Source organism: Streptococcus mitis, from assembly GCF_026782895.1.
GTDB lineage: Bacteria > Bacillota > Bacilli > Lactobacillales > Streptococcaceae > Streptococcus > Streptococcus mitis_CB.
In genome coordinates, this window is sequence record NZ_JAKUXJ010000004.1 from 99,578 (window position 1) to 120,848 (window position 21,271).

Here is a 21,271-nt window from a genome sequence, read left to right on the forward strand (position 1 = left end):
TATTAGTATACCATTTTTTAAAACTAGAGTAAAAAAGCAAGGGTAGTTTCTTTTTTGAGAATTGTCACAAAATTTGCTATAATAGTGACTATGAATAGAATAAGAGTCAGCAAACGGGTTGAAAAGAAGCTCGCTAAAGGGCTAGTTTTACTAGAAGCCAGCGATCTTGAGAATATCAATCTCAAGGATCAGGAAGTAGAAGTCTATCGTCAAGAAGGAAACTTTCTTGGGACTGCCTACCTTTCTCAGCAAAACAAGGGCTTGGGCTGGTTTGTGAGCACAGACAAGGTGACCTTTAATCAAGCTTTCTTTGAAACGCTGTTTAGACAAGCTAAAGAAAAGAGAAAAGCCTACTATCAAGATGAATTGACAACTGCCTTTCGTCTCTTCAACCAAGAGGGAGATGGTTTTGGCGGTCTGACAGTGGACCTTTATGGCGACTATGCTGTCTTTTCTTGGTATAACTCTTATGTGTATCAGATTCGCAAAGTTATCTCAGAAGCTTTTAGACAGGTTTTTCCTGAGGTTTTAGGGACCTATGAGAAGATCCGTTTTAAGGGTTTGGACTATGAATCTGCCCATGTTTATGGTCAAGAAGCACCTGACTTCTTTACTGTTTTGGAAAATGGTGTCCTCTATCAAGTCTTTATGAACGATGGCTTGATGACAGGGGTTTTCCTAGACCAGCATGAAGTTCGCGGTAGTTTAGTGGATGGATTGGCTATGGGTAAATCCTTGCTCAATATGTTTTCCTACACAGCAGCCTTTTCAGTAGCTGCGGCCATGGGAGGAGCAAGTCAGACAACTTCGGTTGATTTAGCCAAACGTTCACGAGAATTGTCTCAAGCACATTTTCAGGCAAACGGAATCAGTACAGACGACCATCGTTTTATAGTCATGGATGTCTTTGAGTATTTCAAGTATGCCAAACGAAAAGGCTTGACCTATGATGTGATTGTCCTAGATCCGCCTAGCTTTGCTCGGAACAAAAAACAAACGTTCTCTGTGGCCAAGGATTATCACAAGTTGATTTCCCAGAGTCTTGAGATTTTAAATCAGGGAGGGATTATCATTGCCAGTACCAATGCTGCCAATGTATCCCGCCAGAAATTTACAGAACAAATTGATAAAGGCTTTGCAGGAAGAAGTTACCAGATTTTAAATAAATACGGTCTTCCAGCAGATTTTGCCTATAATAAAAAAGATGAAAGTAGTAATTACCTCAAGGTGATTAGTATGAAGGTTAGTAAATGAAATTAATCGTTTCAGTAATGCCAAGAAGTTTAGAGGAGGCTCAGGCTCTGGATGCCACGAGGTATCTGGATGCCGACATCATTGAATGGCGTGCCGACTATCTGCCTAAAGAAGCGATTTTGCAGGTGGCTCCAGCTATTTTTGAAAAATTCGCAGGTCGTGAATTGGTTTTCACGTTGCGAACTCGCTCTGAAGGGGGACAAATCGACCTTTCTCCAGAAGAATATATCCATCTAATCAAGGAAGTGGCGCAACTCTATCAACCAGATTATATTGATTTTGAGTACTATAGCTACAAGGATGTTTTTGAGGAAATGCTGGACTTCCCAAATCTCATTTTGAGTTACCACAATTTCCAAGAAACACCTGAGAACATGATGGAAATCTTGTCAGAGTTGACGAGCTTAAATCCAAAACTTGTTAAGGTTGCGGTGATGGCTCACACGGAGCAGGATGTGCTAGACTTGATGAACTATACACGAGGCTTTAAAACCCTCAATCCTGAGCAGGAATATGTAACTATTTCTATGGGTAAGGTGGGCAAGGTCTCTCGTATCACTGCAGATGTGACTGGTTCTAGCTGGTCCTTTGCTAGTCTAGATGAGGCAAGTGCCCCAGGTCAGATTTCCCTAGCTAATATGAAAAAAATTCGGGAGATTTTGGATGAAGCTTGATGGCTATACACGTTTAGCTGCCGTTGTTGCCAATCCTATTAAGCATTCTATTTCCCCATTTATTCACAATAGCGCCTTTGAGGCGACAGCTACCAATGGTGCTTACGTGGCTTGGGAGATTGAAGCGGGTGACTTGGCAGAAACAGTGGCCAATATTCGTCGCTACCAGATGTTTGGCATCAACCTGTCCATGCCCTATAAGGAGCAGGTGATTTCTTATTTGGATGAATTGAGCGATGAAGCGCGCTTGATTGGTGCGGTTAATACTGTTGTCAATGAGAATGGCAATTTAATTGGATATAATACAGATGGCAAGGGATTTTTTAAGAGCTTGCCTTCTTTTACAATTTCAGGTAAAAAGATGACCCTGCTTGGTGCAGGTGGTGCGGCTAAATCAATCTTGGCACAGGCTATTTTGGATGGTGTCAGTCAGATTTCAGTCTTTGTTCGTTCAGTTTCCATGGAAAAAACAAGACCATACCTAGACAAGTTACAGGAGCAGACAGGTTTTAAGGTGGACTTGTATGCTTTAGAAGATGTTCCTGAACTGCAAGCAAGGATTGCTGGGTCGGATTTACTGGTCAATGCAACAAGTGTAGGGATGGATGGTCAATCATCTCCAGTTCCTGAAAACATTGTCCTATCAGAAACTCTTTTAGTAGCAGATATCATTTACCAACCCTTTGAAACACCATTTTTGAAATGGGCCAGAAGTCAGGGGAATCCAGTTGTCAATGGTCTGGGAATGTTGCTCTATCAAGCTGCAGAGGCTTTTCAACTGTGGACAGGCAAGGAAATGCCAACAGAAGAGATTTGGCAGTCTTTAACAGAAAAATACCAATAAAGAAAAGGAGACTCTCCTATGAAAATCAGAATCGATATTCCTCATCATCCTTATGATATTCAGATTGAAAAAGGCTGTCTGGCTCAGGCTGGTCAATGGTTGCGAGAACTCTGGCAACCACAAAAGGTAGTCATTGTTACAGATAACCATGTAGCTTCTCTTTATGCAGAGAAGGTCAAGCTCAGCCTAGAAGATGCTGGTTTTCAGGTAGCAGTTTTTGACTTTTTAGAAGGCGAAGAAAGAAAGAATTTAACTACTGTTCAGAAAGTCTATGAATTTTTAGTCAAGCAAGGTCTGACTCGTAGCGATGGAATCGTGGCTCTCGGAGGTGGTGTCGTTGGGGACCTGGCTGGTTTCGTAGCCTCTACCTATATGCGGGGTATTCACTTTGTTCAGATTCCGACTAGTTTGACTGCCCAGGTGGATTCTTCAATCGGTGGAAAGACGGGCGTCAATACTCCATTTGCTAAGAATATGGTGGGGACCTTTGCCCAACCAGATGGGGTTCTGATTGACCCACTTGTTCTTGAAACCCTCGGAAAAAGAGAGTTGATTGAAGGAATGGGTGAAGTTATCAAGTATGGCTTGATTGAGGATCCAGAACTTTGGGCTCTCTTGACGGAGCTGGATGGTTCTGTAGAGAGCATTCTGGAACATGCAGAGACCTTGATTGAACATTCTTGTCAGGTTAAGCGCAAGATGGTGGTTGAGGATGAGTTGGACAATGGTGTTCGCCTTTACCTCAATTTTGGCCATACTATTGGCCATGCCATTGAAGCGACGGCTGGTTATGGAAAAGTCATGCATGGCGAGGCTGTTGCCATGGGAATGGTACAGATTTCCAAGGTTGCTGAGGAAAAAGGCCTTATGCCAGCTGGCATTACCCAGTCCATCACAGAAATGTGTCAGAAATTTGGCTTGCCTGTTGATTATGAAAACTGGGATGTTGATAAGCTTTATAAAGCTTTGACTCATGACAAGAAAGCGCGTGGCAATACCTTGAAATTGGTCTTGGTGCCAGAGCTTGGTTCTGCAACCATCCACCCAGTTTCTCTGGAAGAGATGAAAGACTACTTGGTAAAATAAGGAGAGTGTATGAGATATTTAACTGCAGGAGAATCACACGGTCCCCGTCTGACGGCTATCATTGAAGGAATTCCAGCTGGACTACCTTTGACAGCAGAGGATATCAATGAGGACCTGAAACGTCGTCAGGGTGGATACGGCCGCGGTGGTCGTATGAAGATTGAGAGCGACCAAGTTATCTTTACTTCGGGTGTTCGCCATGGGAGGACTACTGGGGCGCCTATTACCATGGATGTCGTCAATAAAGATCACCAAAAATGGCTGGACATCATGTCTGCAGAGGACATTGAAGACCGCCTTAAAAGCAAACGAAAAATCACCCATCCTCGTCCAGGTCACGCCGACTTGGTTGGGGGTATCAAGTACCGTTTTGACGATTTGCGAAATTCTTTGGAGCGTTCATCTGCCCGTGAAACCACCATGCGGGTGGCAGTTGGGGCAGTAGCCAAACGCCTCTTGGCTGAGCTGGATATGGAGATTACCAACCATGTCGTAGTCTTTGGTGGCAAGGAAATCGATGTTCCTGAGAATCTCACAGTTGCTGAGATTAAGGAAAGAGCTGCCCAGTCTGATGTTTCTATTGTCAACCAAGAACGGGAACAGGAAATCAAGGACTATATTGACCAAATCAAGCGTGATGGAGATACCATCGGTGGGGTTGTGGAGACAGTCGTAGGAGGTGTTCCAGTTGGTCTTGGTTCCTATGTCCAATGGGACAGAAAATTGGATGCAAGATTGGCCCAAGCTGTTGTCTCTATCAATGCCTTTAAAGGGGTGGAATTTGGCCTTGGATTTGAAGCTGGTTACCGCAAAGGTAGCCAGGTCATGGATGAAATTCTCTGGTCTAAAGAAGACGGCTATACTCGTCGTACCAACAATCTAGGGGGCTTTGAAGGTGGTATGACCAATGGGCAACCCATCGTTGTTCGTGGGGTCATGAAACCCATTCCTACTCTCTACAAACCACTCATGAGTGTGGATATCGAAACCCATGAACCCTACAAGGCAACTGTGGAGAGAAGTGATCCGACTGCTCTTCCAGCTGCAGGTGTAGTTATGGAAGCTGTTGTGGCAACGGTTCTGGCACAAGAAATCCTTGAAAAATTCTCATCAGACAATCTAGAGGAATTAAAAGAAGCGGTAGCTAAACACCGAGACTATACAAAGAACTATTAAGGAGTTCCTATGGCAAAAACAGTCTATATCGCGGGCCTTGGATTGATTGGTGCCTCTATGGCCCTTGGTATCAAACGCGATCATCCAGATTATGAAATTTTAGGTTATAATCGCAGTCAAGCTTCGAGAGATATCGCCTTGAAAGAAGGCATGATTGATCGTGCAACGGATGATTTTGCTAGCTTTGCTCCTTTGGCAGATATCATCATTCTCAGCTTGCCAATCAAACAAACTATTGCTTTCATTAATGAATTGGCCAACTTAGACTTAAAAGAAGGCGTCATTATTTCAGATGCTGGTTCGACCAAGTCAGCCATTGTAGATGCAGCGGAGCAGTATTTGGCTGGCAAGTCTGTTCGCTTTGTAGGAGCCCATCCCATGGCTGGTAGTCACAAGACAGGAGCTGCTTCTGCGGATGTCAATCTTTTTGAAAATGCCTATTATATCTTTACACCTTCGAGTCTGACAGGTCAGGATACGCTTGAGGAAATGAAGGATCTGCTTTCAGGTCTTCATGCTCGTTTTATCGAAATTAATGCCAAGGAGCATGACCGTGTCACTTCTCAGATTAGCCATTTTCCTCATATTTTGGCTTCTAGTCTCATGGAACAGACCGCGGTCTATGCTCAAGAACATGAGATGGCAAGGCGCTTTGCGGCCGGTGGTTTTCGAGATATGACACGAATTGCGGAAAGTGAGCCAGGTATGTGGACTTCTATTCTCTTGTCCAATCGTGAGACTATTCTGGAGAGAATTGAGGATTTTAAGGAGCGCTTAGATGAGGTTGGTCAGGCCATAAGCAAGGGAGATGAGGAGCTGATCTGGAACTTTTTCAACCAAGCGCGTGAGCAACGTCAGGCTATGGAAATTCATAAGCGTGGTGGAGTGGATAGTTCTTACGATCTCTATGTTGACGTTCCCGATGAAGAAGATGTCATCCTGAGGATTTTGGAATTGCTACGAGGAACTTCCTTGGTCAATATTCACATCAATGAGGAAAACCGTGAAGATATTCACGGGATCCTACAAATTTCATTTAAAAATGCTCAAGACTTGGAAAGAGCTGAGCATCTCATAACAGAAAATACCGACTATACAGTCGTCATCAAATAAGGAGAAAAATATGCCTAAAATAGAGCCTAGATTCATATTTGGTATTATCTTTATTTCTTTTATCTTACTTAGAGCTTACGCTGTTAAAAAAGATGTGAAAACTACTTCAGAAGCAAGTGTTGAGACAAAAAATGAACCATCCAAGAAAGAAATAAGTTAAGAGAAAAATAATTCAAAGTATGTAGACGATAGAATTATTAATGACTTTATCAATAGCTATAATCAACATTCTAATAGCCCATTAGAAAATATCAAAAAAGGAAATATAAAAATAAAATATTTCGCATCAAGCTACGGATATTACTTGGAACTTTTACATGCAAATGATACTGATCAAATCAATGTAACAATAAATCAGACAAATGAAAATAGTGAATCTGGTGTTGCGGGAATGAAAGAAGTATTTCATGATATTGTTAAATCGATTGAATCATCCTTATCTGATGATGAGATAAATAACTATTTTGGTAATCTTATGTCAAATGAAATAAAAACAGGTTCTAATTTAGGAGCTTTGAAGATAGAGTATATACCAGATAAGGAATTAAGCAATGGACATTCAAGAGGTCATATAAAAGTGATTGCACAATAATAATGACCACAGAGTGACTAGTAATTTTTTAAAAAATAAATAAGGAGAAAATCATGTCAAATATTTACGATAGTGCAAATGAACTTAGTCGCGGTCTACGCGAATTACCAGAATACAAGGCTGTCAAAGCAGCTAAAGATGCGATTTCAGCAGATTCTGAGGCAAGCAAAATCTTTACAGAATATGTTACTTTCCAAGAGGAAATTCAAAGACTAGCGCAGACAGGTCAAATGCCCGATGCTTCCTTTCAAGCGAAAATGGAAGGCTTTGGCAAGCAGATTCAGGGGAACAGCCTCTTGTCAGAATTCTTTACCAAGCAACAACAATTGGCAATTTATCTTTCTGACATTGAAAAAATTGTTTTTGAACCAGTTTCAGAATTGCTAAAATAAGAATATTATTTTGTTCATTTTTTATAGGTATTTTTTAAACGTATGTTTATCATTGGTAACTACTGTATTAGTTAGAGTTATTAGCGTGGTTCGTTTAAGAATGACTCTGGGAATGAATGCCTTTACTAATAAACAAAATACAAAACAAATTAAATAGGCTATTGAAAATCATAACTATAATACAAAATGAATTTGAAAGTTTATAACTGTTATTTTCAACTTCAATTGGTAAGTTAGAAATTGTTGATGAGATAATAAATACAAAAAATTATGAAAGAGATTGATTTTTATTATCGATAAATCTTAGTTAAATGATGAACAATAGAAAATAGGAAAAAGTATGTCAAAAAAATTAATTGCTCTAATAGGAGTTCCTGTAGGAATTATCTTCATCAGTATTATAGTGTTGGCAGGTTCGTACAATAGTCTTGTTAGCAAAGATGAATCTGTGAAACAAGCTAACTCGAAGATTGAAGTTGCACTTCAACGTAGGGCTGACTTAATTCCAAATGTTGTAAATTCTGTAAAAGGATATATGAAGCACGAAGAAGACATCTTTACAAAGATTGCGGATGCTCGTTCTAAGATTGGCTCAGGAAATACAGAAACAAAAAATGAAGGGGAGAGTGAATTAACATCAGCTATTTCTCGATTGCTAGTTGTTCAAGAAAATTATCCTGAGTTAAAAGCTGATACACAAGTGTCTTCTCTAATTTCAGAGCTTGAGGGAACTGAAAATCGTTTGTTCGTTGCTCGTAAAGATTACAACGATACTGCAACAGAATATAATAAGACCATTAGACGTTTTCCCACTAATATGATAGCTAGTTTGTTTGGTTTCCAAAGAGCTGAGTTAATTGAAGCAGAGAAAGATGCAAAGGTTGTCCCTAAAGTCAATTTAACTGATTAGTCTTGTGGGGTATCTCCTATGAAAAAGTTACTTTTACTCTTAATTACCCCTTTATTCTTTTTTATGCCTCTTGTTGCGGCTAATATAGCTGTTCCAGATCGTCCTTTAAATGGTATTTACGATCCTAACGGTTATTTAACCACTAGTGTTGCAGAAACGTTAGAGAGTATGAATGCTGGAAGTGAAACCCAAGTAGGTATTTACATTGTAGATACTCTGGACGGTTTCAGTATCGAAGAGGTAGCCAATGAGGTTGCACGCAAATGGAAAGTTGGGAAACAAGATTCCAACAGTGGAATTTTAATTGCTATTGCTATAAAGGATAGGAAGTTTCGTATTGAAACATCCAACGAAGCAGCAATTTGGCTTACTGACTCTAAGGCCAGTTCCTTACTAAATGATTCTAAACCGTACATGAAAGAAGGGAAATATACTGATGCTCTTAACAAAATTCTAGTAGGTATTTCTAAAGCCGAGTCTAGCAAAGCTGAAATCATAAACAAGACGGAGAATAATCGACTTCCAAAAAGCTATGAAAAATCATTAAAAAATAATGAAGGCTTTAGTAAGTACTTCGATTACATTCCGTTTCCGATATTGTTCTATCTGTTGTTCTTTCTTTTACTAAGTTTAGCAACGTGGATCAAGTACTTAAAAAGATGCCGCTTTTCTAAGTATGAATACGAGGGAAAAGGTAAGCTTTATCCAGATTTTCCTGACTTTGTACCTAATGATACGTGGACTGAAGAACGTAAATCTGACTATAAAAAAAATAAGCGTTTAATTAGGTCTCAATATCAGTACGAAGGATATAACAAACTCTATCCAGACTCAAAAGGTTTTCTACCTAATGACACTTGGACTCCATTACTTATAGAAGCATACTACGCAGAAGTTGAAAGAAAGCAACTAGATAGGCTCAATCGCTCTCAATACTCTTATAATGGGAAGGGGAAACTCTACCCAAACGATAACGATTTTGTGAGGAATGCTTCTTGGACTTCCGAGCTCACAAAAAGCTACTATGCTTCACAAAGAGCACAGTCAGATTCTTCTTCCTCTAGAGATGATTCTGGTAGTTCGAGTTCATCTTGGTCTTCAGATGATTGGGGTGGCGGTGGATTTGATGGTGGTGGTTCTTCAGATAGTTGGTAAATTGAAAATGAAAAGAATTGCTAAAATAAGAAAATAACTATCATAAAGTCAGAAATTTTTAAGGAATTTCTGGCTTTTTATGATAAAATAGGTAAAAGTATTGCAAGTATGAGGTCTAGTATGAAACTAAAAACAAACATTCGCCACTTACACGGCAGTATCCGAGTTCCAGGTGACAAGTCTATCAGTCACCGTTCTATTATCTTTGGAAGTTTGGCTGAGGGTGAGACCAAGGTTTATGATATTCTGCGAGGTGAAGACGTTCTTTCGACCATGCAAGTCTTTCGTGACCTTGGTGTTGAGATTGAGGATAAAGATGGGGTTATTACCATTCAAGGTGTAGGTATGGATGGTTTAAAAGCGCCGCAAAATGCCCTTGATATGGGAAATTCTGGCACCTCGATTCGCCTGATTTCAGGTGTCCTTGCTGGGGCCGACTTCGAAGTAGAAATGTTCGGAGATGATAGTCTTTCCAAACGTCCTATGGACCGTGTGACCCTTCCTCTGAAAAAAATGGGTGTCAGCATCTCAGGGCAAACTGAGCGAGACCTGCCTCCCCTTCATTTAAAAGGAACGAAAAATTTAACACCTATTCATTATGAGTTGCCGATAGCTTCTGCTCAAGTCAAGTCAGCCTTGATGTTTGCGGCCTTGCAGGCTCAGGGGGAGTCTGTTATTATCGAAAAAGAGTGCACTCGTAATCATACTGAAGATATGTTGCAACAATTTGGTGGTCATTTAAGTGTGGATGGCAAGAAAATCACAGTCCAAGGGTCTCAAAAACTGACTGGACAAAAGGTGGTTGTTCCAGGAGATATTTCCAGTGCAGCCTTTTGGCTAGTCGCAGGTTTGATTGTTCCAAATTCTCGTGTGGTGCTTAAAAATGTGGGCATAAACGAAACGCGTACTGGTATCATTGATGTCATTCGCGCCATGGGTGGAAAATTAGAAGTTACTGAAATTGACCCAGTCGCTAAATCTGCTACTTTGACTGTTGAGTCTTCTGACTTGAAAGGAACAGAGATTGGTGGCGCTTTGATTCCACGCTTGATTGATGAATTGCCAGTTATCGCCCTGCTTGCGACTCAAGCCCAAGGTGTAACAGTTATCAAGGATGCTGAGGAACTTAAGGTTAAGGAAACAGATCGCATTCAGGTGGTAGCAGATGCTTTAAATAGCATGGGTGCGGATATCACACCTACAGCAGATGGAATGATTATCAAAGGAAAATCAGCCCTTCACGGTGCTAGAGTCAATACTTTTGGAGACCATCGTATCGGCATGATGACGGCTATCGCGGCCCTCTTGGTTGCAGATGGAGAAGTGGAGCTTGATCGTGCTGAAGCCATCAATACCAGCTATCCTAGCTTCTTTGATGATTTGGAGAGCTTGATTCATGGCTAAGGTATTATTAGGATTTATGGGAGCTGGCAAATCGACTATTGCAAGAGGCTTGGACCCTAATTACCTCGATATGGATGCTCTGATAGAGAAGCGCTTAGGCATGTCCATTGCGGAATTTTTCGTGGAAAAGGGAGAAGAAGCCTTTCGTCAGATAGAATCAGAAGTCCTAGCTGATTTACTACAAAGAGATCAAGTTGTGTCAACTGGTGGGGGAGTGGTTATTTCTCAGAGAAATCGCAACTTACTCAAGACCAATTCTGATAACATCTACCTGAAAGCAGATTTTGAAACCCTCTACCAACGTATCGCAGCTGATAAGGACAATCAGCGCCCACTTTTTCTAAATAATAGCAAGGAAGAACTTGCAGATATTTTCCAAGAAAGACAGGCTTGGTATGAGGAAGTAGCTAGTCGGGTTTTGGATGTGACCAATCTAAGCCCAGAGGAACTTATAGAGGAACTGAGATGAAAATTGCTTATCTAGGTCCCAAGGGATCATTTTCACACCACGTTGTGCAGACAGCTTTTCCTCAGGAGGAATTGCAAGCCTTTGCCAATATTACAGATGTTATCAAGGCCTATGAGCAAGGCTTGGTGGACTATTCTGTGGTGCCAGTTGAAAATTCTATCGAAGGTAGTGTTCATGAAACCTTGGACTACCTTTTTCATCAGGCTCGTATCCAAGTAGTAGCAGAAATCGTTCAGCCTATTCATCAGCAGTTGATGGTGGTTCCAGGTCATACTAATATTGAAAAGGTTTTTTCACACCCACAGGCTTTGGCTCAAGGAAAGAAATTCATCGATGAACAATATCCAGATGCCCAAATCGAGGTAACAGCTAGTACAGCTTATGCGGCTCGTTTTATTTCTGAACATCCAGACCAGCCTTATGCAGCAATTGCGCCTAGAAGTTCTGCTGAAGAATATGGCTTAGAACTGATTGCCGAGGATATTCAGGAAATGGAAGCCAATTTCACACGTTTCTGGGTTGTGGGGGCTGAAAAGCCTAGTATTCCCTTGCAAGCACAAACTGAGAAAATGAGTTTGGCCTTGACCTTACCTGACAACCTTCCAGGTGCACTTTATAAGGCCTTGTCGACTTTTGCTTGGCGAGGAATTGACCTGACAAAAATTGAAAGTCGACCACTCAAGACAGCACTGGGAGAATACTTTTTCATTATTGATGTGGACTATGCTGATAAGGACTTGGTCCACTTTGCCCAAAAAGAATTAGAAGCGATTGGAATCCAGTATAAAGTACTGGGCGCCTATCCTATTTATCCAATATCAGACCATGGAAAGGAGAGAAGATGAGTAAAGAAAATCCGTTAAGCCATCACGAGCAGTTGCGTTATGACTATCTTTTTAAGAACATTCATTACCTCAATGAGCGAGAGAAAAAAGAGTTTGCTTACCTGCAAGGTAAGTTAAATATGGCTAGCAGTAGTAAAGCTTCTCCAGAAATTTATAATGAAAATCACGATATGGAAGAGTCTTTCATGGAACCAGTCAATCAGTCTCCTCTTCCATCCTATGGTAACCGTAGTCGTGCAAAAAAATATCAGAAAAGTTATCCTCTTCCAAAGGTTAAGTCCAAAAAACGTAAGATTCGTTGGGGGCGCATTTTTGCAGGATTGCTTGCCCTTCTAGCCTGTGTCGGTTTTGGCATGATTTTTATGTTCCTAAAAGGTTATTCAAATGCGGATCCAAACAAACCTGCCAATGCTAAGGCAGCTCAAGTAGAAGTTTTTCATGGTCAAGATACCAAGAATGGGGTTAATATCTTGATTATGGGAACAGATGGACGGATTGGCCAAAATAGTGCTGAGACGAGAACGGACTCGATTATGGTTCTAAACGTTGGTGGCTCAGATAAAAAAATCAAGCTGGTCAGCTTTATGCGTGACAATTTGGTTTATATAGACGGTTATAGCCAAGTCATTAACGGTAGAAAGCAATCCGATAATAAGTTGAATGTGGCCTATGAACTAGGGGAACAAGAAGGCCAAAAAGGGGCAGAAATGGTTCGCCAAGTATTAAAAGACAATTTTGACTTGGATATTAAGTACTATGCCTTGGTAGATTTCCAGGCCTTCGCAACCGCTATTGACACTCTATTTCCTGATGGGGTGACGATTGATGCCAAATTCTCAACCTTAGAAGGCCAACCTTTAACCGAAGCTACGGTGGGAGATGATTTGCATGCTACGGAAACAGAGTCTCCAACCCAGACTATCAAAGTTGGGAAACAGCAGATGAACGGTTCAACCTTGCTAAATTATGCTCGCTTCCGTGATGATGACGAAGGTGATTATGGTCGTACCAAGAGACAGCAACAAGTACTGACAGCAGTTCTTCAGCAAATCAAAGATCCAACCAAGCTCTTTACAGGCTCAGAGGCACTTGGCAAGGTATTCGCAATGACCTCAACGAATGTTCCTTATACCTTCCTGTTAACAAATGGCTTGTCTTTCTTAGATGGAGCGCAAAATGGTATTGAAAAATTGACGATTCCAGAATTGGGTGACTGGGTAGATGCCTATGATGTTTATGGAGGCTTGGGCTTGCTTGTCGATCAAAACAAATATCAGAATAAATTGTCTCAGATGGGTTTGAGATAAGATAAGACAGAAGAATCAAAGTTTGATAGCTATTTGGATAGTAGTCAGGCTTTGATTTTTTACAGTCTGCAATAGATTTTCACCCCCTATTTGTGGTATAATGAAACGATACGATAGAAAGAATAATGAATAATATGACTGATTTAAAAGCAATTCAGGCTCGTAGTCTGGAGATGGCTGAATATTTTGTGGCCTTTTGTAAAGAACATGATTTGCTTTGTTATCTCTGTGGGGGAGGTGCTATTGGTGCCCTTCGAAACAAAGGATTTATTCCTTGGGACGACGACCTAGACTTTTTTATGCCTCGTAAAGATTATGAGAAATTAGCAGAATTATGGCCTCGTTATGCAGATGAGCGTTATTTCTTGTCGAAGAGTGACAAGGATTTTGTCGACCGCAATCTTTTTATTACCATTCGTGACAAGGAAACTACCTGTATTAAGCCTTATCAGCAGGATTTGAATTTACCACATGGTCTTGCCTTGGATGTCTTGCCTTTGGATTATTATCCTAAAAATCCAGCTGAGCGGAAGAAACAGGTTCGCTGGGCCTTGATTTATTCACTCTTTTGTGCCCAAACTATTCCAGAAAAGCATGGTGCACTTATGAAATGGGGAAGCCGTATTTTACTGGGTGTGACTCCAAAATCTCTCCGTTATCGCATTTGGAAAAAAGCTGAGAAAGAAATGACCAAGTACAGTCTAGCTGAGAGCGATGGAATCACGGAATTATGCTCGGGTCCTGGTTACATGAGAAACAAGTACCTAATTGAATCTTTTGAAGATAATCTCTTCTTGCCATTTGAAGGGACAGAGATGCCTATTCCAGTTGGCTACGATGCCTATCTCAGCACTGCTTTTGGGGATTATATGACGCCTCCACCAGCAGACAAGCAGCTACCACATCATGATGCTGTCATCGCTGATATGGATAAGTCTTATACAGAATACAAGGGAGAATATGGTGGCTAAGAAAAAAATCTTATTTTTTATGTGGTCTTTTTCTCTCGGGGGTGGAGCAGAGAAGATTCTGTCGACAATTGTTTCAAATCTAGATCCAGAAAAGTATGATATTGATATTCTTGAAATGGAACATTTTGATAAGGGATACGAATCTGTTCCCAAGCATGTAGGCATTTTAAAATCCCTTCAGGATTATCGCCAAGCCAGATGGATTCGAGCTCTTTTGTGGAGAATGAGAATTTATTTTCCAAGATTGACACGTCGCTTGCTTGTGAAAGATAACTATGATGTTGAAGTTTCCTTTACCATTATGAATCCTCCACTTTTGTTCTCTAAAAGAAAAGAAGTCAAGAAAATCTCCTGGATTCATGGAAGTATCGAAGAATTTATTAAGGATAGCTCAAAAAGAGAATCACATAGACGCCAGTTGGATGCTGCGGATACCATTGTAGGAATTTCAAAAAAGACCAGTCATTCTATTAAGGAAGTCTATCCAGATTATGCTTCGAAATTACAGACGGTCTACAATGGATATGATTTTAAGACTATTTTAGAAAAATCTCAAGAGAGGATCGATATCGAGATTGCGCCTCAAAGTATCTGTACTATCGGACGGATTGAGGAAAATAAGGGTTCTGACCGTGTGGTGGAAGTGATACGCTTATTACACCAAGAGGGAAAAAACTATCATCTCTACTTTATAGGTGCTGGTGACATGGAAGAGGAACTGAAAAAACGAGTCAAAGAGTATGGGCTTGAGGACTATGTACATTTCCTTGGTTATCAAAAAAATCCATACCAGTATTTGTCTCGGATGAAAGTTCTCTTGTCTATGTCTAAACAAGAAGGTTTTCCTGGAGTGTATGTGGAGGCCTTGAGTCTGGGACTTCCTTTTGTCTCTACGGATGTTGGAGGGGCTGAGGAATTATCCCAAGAAGGACAATTTGGACAAATCATTGAGAGCAATCAAGAGGCAACTCAGGCAATTACGAACTACATGACCACTGCCTCAAATTTCGATGTCAATGAGGCTAGTCAATTCATTCAACAATTCACAATTGCCAAACAAATCGAACAAGTAGAAAAACTATTAGAGGAGTAGCATGGAAACTGCATTAATTAGTGTCATTGTGCCAGTCTATAATGTGGCGCAGTACCTAGAAAAATCGATAGCTTCCATTCAGAAGCAGACCTATCAAAACCTGGAAATTATTCTTGTTGATGATGGTGCAACAGATGAGAGTGGTCGCTTGTGTGATGCAATCGCTAAACAAGATGATAGGGTGTCAGTTCTTCATAAAAAGAACGAAGGCTTGTCGCAAGCGCGAAATGATGGAATGAAGCAGGCTCACGGGGATTATCTGATTTTTATTGATTCAGATGATTATATCCATCCAGAAATGATTCAGAGCTTATATGAGCAAATAATTCAAGAAGATGCGGATATTTCTAGCTGTGGTGTCATGAATGTCTATGCTAATGATGAAAGTCCACAATCAGCCAATCAGGATGACTATTTTGTCTGTGATTCTCAAACATTTTTAAGGGAATACCTCATAGGTGAAAAAATCCCTGGAACGATTTGCAATAAGCTAATCAAGAGACAGATTGCAACTACCCTATCCTTTCCAAAGGGATTAATTTATGAAGATGCTTATTATCATTTTGATTTAATCAAATTGGCTAAGAAGTACGTTGTTAATACCAAACCCTATTATTACTATTTCCATAGAGGGGATAGTATTACGACTAAACCCTATGCAGAGAAGGATTTAGCCTATATTGATATCTATCAAAAGTTTTACAATGAAGTTGTGAAAAACTATCCTGACTTGAAAGAGGTTGCTTTTTTCAGATTGGCCTATGCCCACTTCTTTATTCTGGATAAGATGTTACTAGATGATCAGTATAAACAGTTTGAAGCCTATTCCCAGATTCATCGCTTTTTAAAAGGCCATGCCTTTACTATTGCTAGGAATCCAATTTTCCGTAAGGGGAGAAGAATTAGTGCTTTGGCTCTATTCATAAATATTTCCTTATACCGATTCTTATTACTAAAAAATATTGAAAAATCTAAAAAATTACATTAGAACGGGGGTGAGCAAGTGATTGATGGAAAACGATTATTATTTAGTTTGACCATAGTCAGCTATGCCTTGACGCTAGTAAGTGGAATTGTGTATCTGTTTAATAATAACAATGTTAGCTTGCTTTCTACTTTATTGTTCTTACTGGTTAGTAGCTTAATTGCTTGTTGGAATGATATCAAGTATTACTTAATCCATTTTATTTTCTTTTTAACTATTTTTGTATTTCTGGTATCAAGGCCGACTATTGATTATTTTAGAGATGGCGCTTTGGATACCTATCATCCCATAGCCTATCGTTTTGCCTTTATAGTTGTCATGGTTTCGATATTGGGATTGACCACAGGGGGGCTCCTAGCTCGCTATTTTATAGCTAGAAAGCAAATAAAAGTACCCAAGATAGAAAGTTCTCTAAAAGACGTTTACATCAAGCGGTTGCGCTTTGTATCGCTAGGAGTTTTTCTTCTAACCTATCCTTTCTATTTTATTCGCTTATTTGAACGACTCCTGTATCGCTTGCAGACTTCCTACTATACCTACTATGCAAACTTTGAAAGTAAACTGCCTTATTTTACCTATATCTTATCAACATTTACGGTCTATGCAATGTGTATGTATTTGGCAACCAAGCCAAAGAAATTGCAGGCAACAGCAGTGCTTGTCTCCTTTATTGCAGCCAATACCATTCATTTGGCAATCGGGACACGAAATCCCTTTATTTTAAGTATTTTATTTGCTTTTGTTTATTACTTTATGCGGGAGCAAACTGAAAAGGGAAAATGGATTGGGTTTAAAGAGAAGTTAGCGATTTTTGTAGGTTCTCCTATTCTCATGTTAGCGATGGGAGTGCTCAATTATGTACGGGATAATGTCCAAGTTTCCCATACAGGTTTCTGGGATATCCTGCTTGACTTTATCTATAAACAAGGAACCAGTTTTGGTGTTTTGGCTCGAGGTTTTCTATTTAACAGTAGCCTCCCTTACCGAGATTTCCGTAATTTTACTTTTGGTCCTGTTCTTGATTATTTTGCAAGGGGAAGTTTAGGGGCCATTTTCGGAGGAAAAGCCTTTGAACATACAACCAATAGTGTGGAACTAGCTATTGATAGTAATAGTTATGCCCATAATCTATCCTATCTTGTCTTGAACAAGGAATACTTGAAAGGACATGGTATCGGAAGTAGTTATATTATGGAGTTGTATACAGACTATGGTATGATAGGAGTCTTTCTACTTAGTCTCTTGCTAGGTATGTTATTTATAGCCATGCTGCAAGTAGCCTATCGTTCAAGAACAATCCTATTTGCCTTGTCCCTACTCATCTTGAATAATCTATTCTTTATGCCGAGAAGTAGCTTTTCAGAAAGTTTCTTCAATTTATTTACAATGCAATTCTGGGGAATTGTTCTTGTGATTATATTCGTAGCAAAAATGCTTACAAAAGAGAACCAGTATCTACTAAACAAAGGAGAAAAAAATCATGTTTGAACATTATTCAGTAGCTGATTTGTTTGCAAATCTTTATAAAAAACGAAAAGCAAATATTCTAGCTCTCATCGCTTTATTTGCTCTCATTGCTGTACCATTTACAATTAAAGCAGTTAAGAATAAAAACACTGTCAAAGACACAACAAGTTATTCAACTTATATTAGCTATAAAATCACCCCTCCAGAAGATTCAGCTAAAACGATTTTGAATCATCAAATTGGTGGTTATAGTGATTTCTACGGAAAATTGATTGATGGGAATTTGAATGGAGCTTATCTTTTCAATGATGTAGAGCCGAGTGAGTTGAAAAAAATTGCCAGTGAATTGGATACGACAGAGACAACCTTGAAAAATTCTACAAGTGACTATTGGTGGAAAAAACTGACTGTCTACTATATGATTGACGATGCAGGGGTTGGTGTGAAAATTTTGACACCAAGTAAAGATGCTAATGACTTGTTGGAGCGAAAAATTGATGGATTGATTGAGAAATTTAAACACACTTATGCAAATGTAAAAATTGAAAAATTGGAAACCATCAACTCTAAAGAATTGAATGCAAATGGTGAGACAGCGCTTGGATTGAATGTGAAAAACTTGATTCTACGTTTAGCTGTTATTGGAGTAGTCTGTGTGATTTTGGTTGTGATGGGAAATGTATTGGTTTATCTCTTTAATCCAACAATCAATAGAGCAGGTGATTTTTCTCAGTATCAAATTGATTTTGTAACAGAGATTACAACAATTGCCAACCTAGCAGATATTCTATCATACAAAAATGCTGGACAAGAATTGACTATTGTTAGCTCAAATAAAGCTATTCTAGATAAATTAAAACAAAATCAAGAGGCTTTGAAAGGAATGCATTTTGTAGATTTACAAGATGTACCATCTCTTTTAGAAAGAGATACCGTCCTTCTTGTTGAAGAATACGGAGTGACTCGTTATAAGAAATTTGAGCAAAGTCTTCAAATTCTCAGAAACTTAAATCGTTCTATCCTCGGTGTAGCAACCTTTAAACTATAAGCTTTCTGATGTATTAGGTCTTCAAAGTTGGCTAAGAGCCGATTTTGAAGGCTTTTTCTATTTGTCTGCAGAAATTTTCTTTTATACTAAATGAAAATCAAAAAGCAAACTAGGAAGCTAGCCGCAGGTTGCTCAAAGCACCGCTTTGAGGTTGTAGATAAAGCTGACGTGGTTTGAAGAGATTTTCGAAGAGTATTAGAGTCTTCTAGAGAAGTTACCTTATGGAAAATCTATCCCGACAGAGGAGCCTTCTTTTGATAAAATCGTAAAAATCTAGTATAATAGATAGAACTGAAAGTATGAGGTTACTAGCAATGAAAATGAAACAAATCAGTGATACAACTTTAAAAATCACGATGTCTTTAGAGGATTTGATGGATCGAGGAATGGAGATTGCTGACTTTCTCGTTCCTCAAGAAAAAACAGAAGAGTTCTTTTATGCCATCTTGGATGAGTTAGAGATGCCTGAGAGCTTTTTGGATACAGGCATGTTGAGTTTCCGTGTGACTCCAAAACCTGATAAGGTAGATGTCTTTGTAACCAAATCAAAGATTGACCAAAATCTAGATTTTGAAGACTTATCGGATTTACCAGATATGGAAGAATTAGCCCAAATGTCGCCAGATGAATTTATCAAAACCTTGGAAAAAAGCATCGCAGACAAAACCAAGGATGACATCGAAGCGATTCAATCTCTAGAGCAAGTCGAAGCTAAGGAAGAAGAGCAAGAGCATGCTGAACAAGAAGCTGAGAGCAAGAAAGAGCCTTACATCTATTACATCCTTTCTTTTGCTAAGTTGGCTGACTTGGTTACTTTTGCCAAGACAGTGACTTTTGAGATGGAAACTTCTGAACTCTACAAGATGAATGAGCGCTATTATTTGACCATTTTAGTGGATATTGAAAATCATCCAAGTCCATATCCAGCGTGGCTTTTGGCCCGTATGCGCGAGTTTGCAGATGATAGTGATATCAGTCGCTCAGTCTTGCAAGAGTATGGTCAAGTCTTGATGAATCACGATGCAGTACTTAATCTGCAAAAGATTGGATAATCCTTTCTGGAAAGCTATTTCTAGATTTTAAGAAGAGCGAATCGTCTGATTCGTTTTTTTCTAGACTGAAATAGTGATTTACTATAATAGGAATTTTCACAAAATTCTGTTATAATGGCTATATTAGAAAATTTCGAGGAGATAAACATGACAGTTAAAATTGCTTTACTAGGATTTGGTACCGTTGCAAGTGGTGTGCCTTTCCTCCTAAAGGAAAATGGAGAAAAAATCAATCAATCAGCACATTCAGATATTGAAGTTGCTAAGGTATTGGTCAAGGATGAAGATGAAAAGAACTGCTTGCTTGCTGCAGGGAATGACTTTAACTTTGTAACCAATGTGGATGACATTTTGTCAGACCAAGACATTACCATCGTAGTGGAATTAATGGGTCGTATCGAACCTGCTAAGACCTTTATCACTCGTGCCTTGGAAGCTGGGAAACACGTTGTTACTGCTAACAAGGACCTTTTGGCTGTCCATGGAGCAGAATTGTTAGAAATCGCTAAAGCTAATAAGGTAGCACTTTATTACGAAGCAGCAGTAGCTGGTGGTATTCCAATTCTTCGTACTTTAGCAAATTCGTTGGCTTCTGATAAAATCACGCGCGTGCTTGGAGTAGTCAACGGAACTTCTAACTTCATGATGACCAAGATGGTGGAAGAAGGCTGGTCTTACGATGATGCTCTTGCGGAAGCGCAGAGACTTGGTTTTGCAGAAAGCGACCCGACAAATGATGTAGATGGGATTGATGCAGCCTACAAGATGGTTATTTTGAGCCAATTTGCCTTTGGTATGAAGGTTGCTTTTGATGATGTAGCCCACAAGGGGATTCGCAATATCACACCAGAAGACGTAGCTGTAGCCCAAGACCTTGGTTATGTAGTGAAATTGGTTGGTTCTATCGAGGAAACTTCTTCAGGAATTGCTGCAGAAGTGACTCCAACCTTCCTTCCTAAAGCGCATCCACTTGCCAGTGTAAATGGGGTAATGAACGCTGTCTTTGTAGAATCTATCGGTATCGGTGAGTCTATGTACTACGGACCAGGTGCTGGTCAAAAACCAACTGCAACAAGTGTTGTGGCGGATATTGTCCGTATCGTTCGTCGCCTGAATGATGGAACCATTGGCAAAGACTTCAACGAATATAGCCGTGACTTGGTCTTGGCAAATCCTGAGGATGTCAAAGCTAATTACTACTTCTCAATCTTGGCTCCAGACTCAAAAGGTCAGGTCTTGAAATTGGCTGAAATCTTCAATGCTCAAGATATTTCCTTCAAGCAAATTCTCCAAGATGGCAAAGAGGGGGACAAGGCGCGTGTCGTGATCATCACACACAAGATTAATAAAGCCCAGCTTGAAAATGTCTCAGCTGAATTGAAGAAGGTTTCAGAATTTGACCTCTTGAATACCTTCAAGGTGCTAGGAGAATAA

The 21,271-nt window shown here is 39.8% G+C and carries 22 protein-coding genes; all 22 read left to right on the forward strand.

Annotated elements, in window-relative coordinates; translation table 11 throughout:
- Window positions 1–90: 90 nt before the first annotated feature.
- Window positions 91–1,254: a class I SAM-dependent rRNA methyltransferase gene (locus tag MK480_RS04610; RefSeq protein WP_247952828.1), complete on the forward strand. Its 1,164-nt coding sequence runs from the start codon at window positions 91–93 to the stop codon at window positions 1,252–1,254.
- A complete protein-coding gene (aroD, locus tag MK480_RS04615) occupies window positions 1,251–1,928 on the forward strand; it encodes a type I 3-dehydroquinate dehydratase (protein ID WP_247952834.1) in 678 nt (225 codons plus the stop codon). The genes MK480_RS04610 and aroD overlap by 4 nt, the downstream gene beginning before the upstream one ends.
- Window positions 1,918–2,772, forward strand: a complete 855-nt coding sequence (locus MK480_RS04620) for a shikimate dehydrogenase (protein WP_247952837.1) — start codon at window positions 1,918–1,920, stop codon at window positions 2,770–2,772. Before aroD ends, MK480_RS04620 begins: the two co-directional genes overlap by 11 nt.
- An 18-nt stretch (window positions 2,773–2,790) precedes the next feature.
- Window positions 2,791–3,858 (forward strand): 3-dehydroquinate synthase, encoded by a 1,068-nt coding sequence (aroB, locus tag MK480_RS04625; protein WP_049516079.1) that lies wholly within the window; start codon window positions 2,791–2,793, stop codon window positions 3,856–3,858.
- 9 nt (window positions 3,859–3,867) lie between these two features.
- On the forward strand, window positions 3,868–5,034 hold the full coding sequence (gene aroC, locus MK480_RS04630) for a chorismate synthase (RefSeq protein ID WP_265480710.1): 1,167 nt from the start codon (window positions 3,868–3,870) through the stop codon (window positions 5,032–5,034).
- Between the two features lie 9 nt (window positions 5,035–5,043).
- Window positions 5,044–6,147 carry a prephenate dehydrogenase gene (locus MK480_RS04635; protein WP_268707252.1) on the forward strand — a complete coding sequence of 368 codons (1,104 nt, stop codon included), beginning with the start codon at window positions 5,044–5,046 and terminating at the stop codon, window positions 6,145–6,147.
- Window positions 6,148–6,157: 10 nt separating this feature from the next.
- On the forward strand, window positions 6,158–6,307 hold the full coding sequence (locus MK480_RS04640; RefSeq protein WP_001124153.1) for a hypothetical protein: 150 nt from the start codon (window positions 6,158–6,160) through the stop codon (window positions 6,305–6,307).
- A 144-nt stretch (window positions 6,308–6,451) separates the two neighbouring features.
- Window positions 6,452–6,739 (forward strand): hypothetical protein, encoded by a 288-nt coding sequence (locus tag MK480_RS04645; protein ID WP_268707253.1) that lies wholly within the window; start codon window positions 6,452–6,454, stop codon window positions 6,737–6,739.
- A gap of 53 nt (window positions 6,740–6,792) precedes the next feature.
- A complete protein-coding gene (locus MK480_RS04650) occupies window positions 6,793–7,131 on the forward strand; it encodes a YlbF/YmcA family competence regulator (protein WP_268707254.1) in 339 nt (112 codons plus the stop codon).
- A gap of 340 nt (window positions 7,132–7,471) precedes the next feature.
- Entirely contained in the window at window positions 7,472–8,041 is a 570-nt protein-coding gene (locus tag MK480_RS04655; protein WP_033686751.1) for a LemA family protein, read from the forward strand.
- Between the two features lie 18 nt (window positions 8,042–8,059).
- Window positions 8,060–9,196 carry a TPM domain-containing protein gene (locus tag MK480_RS04660; protein WP_268707255.1) on the forward strand — a complete coding sequence of 379 codons (1,137 nt, stop codon included), beginning with the start codon at window positions 8,060–8,062 and terminating at the stop codon, window positions 9,194–9,196.
- A gap of 120 nt (window positions 9,197–9,316) precedes the next feature.
- Entirely contained in the window at window positions 9,317–10,600 is a 1,284-nt protein-coding gene (gene aroA, locus MK480_RS04665) for a 3-phosphoshikimate 1-carboxyvinyltransferase (RefSeq protein ID WP_268707256.1), read from the forward strand.
- Entirely contained in the window at window positions 10,593–11,069 is a 477-nt protein-coding gene (locus MK480_RS04670; RefSeq protein ID WP_268707257.1) for a shikimate kinase, read from the forward strand. Before aroA ends, MK480_RS04670 begins: the two co-directional genes overlap by 8 nt.
- Window positions 11,066–11,914 carry a prephenate dehydratase gene (pheA, locus tag MK480_RS04675; protein ID WP_268707258.1) on the forward strand — a complete coding sequence of 283 codons (849 nt, stop codon included), beginning with the start codon at window positions 11,066–11,068 and terminating at the stop codon, window positions 11,912–11,914. Before MK480_RS04670 ends, pheA begins: the two co-directional genes overlap by 4 nt.
- Window positions 11,911–13,221: an LCP family protein gene (locus MK480_RS04680; RefSeq protein WP_261096544.1), complete on the forward strand. Its 1,311-nt coding sequence runs from the start codon at window positions 11,911–11,913 to the stop codon at window positions 13,219–13,221. Before pheA ends, MK480_RS04680 begins: the two co-directional genes overlap by 4 nt.
- Window positions 13,222–13,346: 125 nt before the next feature.
- Window positions 13,347–14,192 carry a LicD family protein gene (locus MK480_RS04685; RefSeq protein ID WP_261096545.1) on the forward strand — a complete coding sequence of 282 codons (846 nt, stop codon included), beginning with the start codon at window positions 13,347–13,349 and terminating at the stop codon, window positions 14,190–14,192.
- On the forward strand, window positions 14,182–15,285 hold the full coding sequence (locus MK480_RS04690) for a glycosyltransferase (protein ID WP_268707259.1): 1,104 nt from the start codon (window positions 14,182–14,184) through the stop codon (window positions 15,283–15,285). Before MK480_RS04685 ends, MK480_RS04690 begins: the two co-directional genes overlap by 11 nt.
- Window position 15,286: 1 nt before the next feature.
- The gene (locus tag MK480_RS04695; RefSeq protein WP_268707260.1) at window positions 15,287–16,273 is read left to right on the forward strand and encodes a glycosyltransferase family 2 protein; all 987 of its coding nucleotides are present in this window, start codon (window positions 15,287–15,289) and stop codon (window positions 16,271–16,273) included.
- A 15-nt stretch (window positions 16,274–16,288) separates the two neighbouring features.
- Entirely contained in the window at window positions 16,289–17,758 is a 1,470-nt protein-coding gene (locus MK480_RS04700; protein WP_268707261.1) for an O-antigen polysaccharide polymerase Wzy family protein, read from the forward strand.
- Complete coding sequence (gene tarQ / locus MK480_RS04705) at window positions 17,751–18,785, forward strand: teichoic acid biosynthesis protein TarQ (RefSeq protein WP_084923949.1); 1,035 nt, start codon at window positions 17,751–17,753, stop codon at window positions 18,783–18,785. Before MK480_RS04700 ends, tarQ begins: the two co-directional genes overlap by 8 nt.
- Window positions 18,786–19,099: 314 nt before the next feature.
- Window positions 19,100–19,837, forward strand: coding sequence for an adaptor protein MecA (gene mecA, locus MK480_RS04710; protein WP_223330286.1), 738 nt, complete (start codon window positions 19,100–19,102; stop codon window positions 19,835–19,837).
- Window positions 19,838–19,984: 147 nt separating this feature from the next.
- Entirely contained in the window at window positions 19,985–21,271 is a 1,287-nt protein-coding gene (locus MK480_RS04715; RefSeq protein ID WP_223330280.1) for a homoserine dehydrogenase, read from the forward strand.

Bases quoted from the DNA above. Each gene is read 5' to 3' on its own strand.
- MK480_RS04610 (WP_247952828.1), top strand. From the start codon at position 91: ATGAATAGAATAAGAGTCAGCAAACGGGTTGAAAAGAAGCTCGCTAAA.
- aroD (WP_247952834.1), top strand. From the start codon at position 1,251: ATGAAATTAATCGTTTCAGTAATGCCAAGAAGTTTAGAGGAGGCTCAG.
- MK480_RS04620 (WP_247952837.1), top strand. From the start codon at position 1,918: ATGAAGCTTGATGGCTATACACGTTTAGCTGCCGTTGTTGCCAATCCT.
- aroB (WP_049516079.1), top strand. From the start codon at position 2,791: ATGAAAATCAGAATCGATATTCCTCATCATCCTTATGATATTCAGATT.
- aroC (WP_265480710.1), top strand. From the start codon at position 3,868: ATGAGATATTTAACTGCAGGAGAATCACACGGTCCCCGTCTGACGGCT.
- MK480_RS04635 (WP_268707252.1), top strand. From the start codon at position 5,044: ATGGCAAAAACAGTCTATATCGCGGGCCTTGGATTGATTGGTGCCTCT.
- MK480_RS04640 (WP_001124153.1), top strand. From the start codon at position 6,158: ATGCCTAAAATAGAGCCTAGATTCATATTTGGTATTATCTTTATTTCT.
- MK480_RS04650 (WP_268707254.1), top strand. From the start codon at position 6,793: ATGTCAAATATTTACGATAGTGCAAATGAACTTAGTCGCGGTCTACGC.
- MK480_RS04655 (WP_033686751.1), top strand. From the start codon at position 7,472: ATGTCAAAAAAATTAATTGCTCTAATAGGAGTTCCTGTAGGAATTATC.
- MK480_RS04660 (WP_268707255.1), top strand. From the start codon at position 8,060: ATGAAAAAGTTACTTTTACTCTTAATTACCCCTTTATTCTTTTTTATG.
- aroA (WP_268707256.1), top strand. From the start codon at position 9,317: ATGAAACTAAAAACAAACATTCGCCACTTACACGGCAGTATCCGAGTT.
- MK480_RS04670 (WP_268707257.1), top strand. From the start codon at position 10,593: ATGGCTAAGGTATTATTAGGATTTATGGGAGCTGGCAAATCGACTATT.
- pheA (WP_268707258.1), top strand. From the start codon at position 11,066: ATGAAAATTGCTTATCTAGGTCCCAAGGGATCATTTTCACACCACGTT.
- MK480_RS04680 (WP_261096544.1), top strand. From the start codon at position 11,911: ATGAGTAAAGAAAATCCGTTAAGCCATCACGAGCAGTTGCGTTATGAC.
- MK480_RS04685 (WP_261096545.1), top strand. From the start codon at position 13,347: ATGAATAATATGACTGATTTAAAAGCAATTCAGGCTCGTAGTCTGGAG.
- MK480_RS04690 (WP_268707259.1), top strand. From the start codon at position 14,182: ATGGTGGCTAAGAAAAAAATCTTATTTTTTATGTGGTCTTTTTCTCTC.
- MK480_RS04695 (WP_268707260.1), top strand. From the start codon at position 15,287: ATGGAAACTGCATTAATTAGTGTCATTGTGCCAGTCTATAATGTGGCG.
- tarQ (WP_084923949.1), top strand. From the start codon at position 17,751: ATGTTTGAACATTATTCAGTAGCTGATTTGTTTGCAAATCTTTATAAA.
- mecA (WP_223330286.1), top strand. From the start codon at position 19,100: ATGAAAATGAAACAAATCAGTGATACAACTTTAAAAATCACGATGTCT.
- MK480_RS04715 (WP_223330280.1), top strand. From the start codon at position 19,985: ATGACAGTTAAAATTGCTTTACTAGGATTTGGTACCGTTGCAAGTGGT.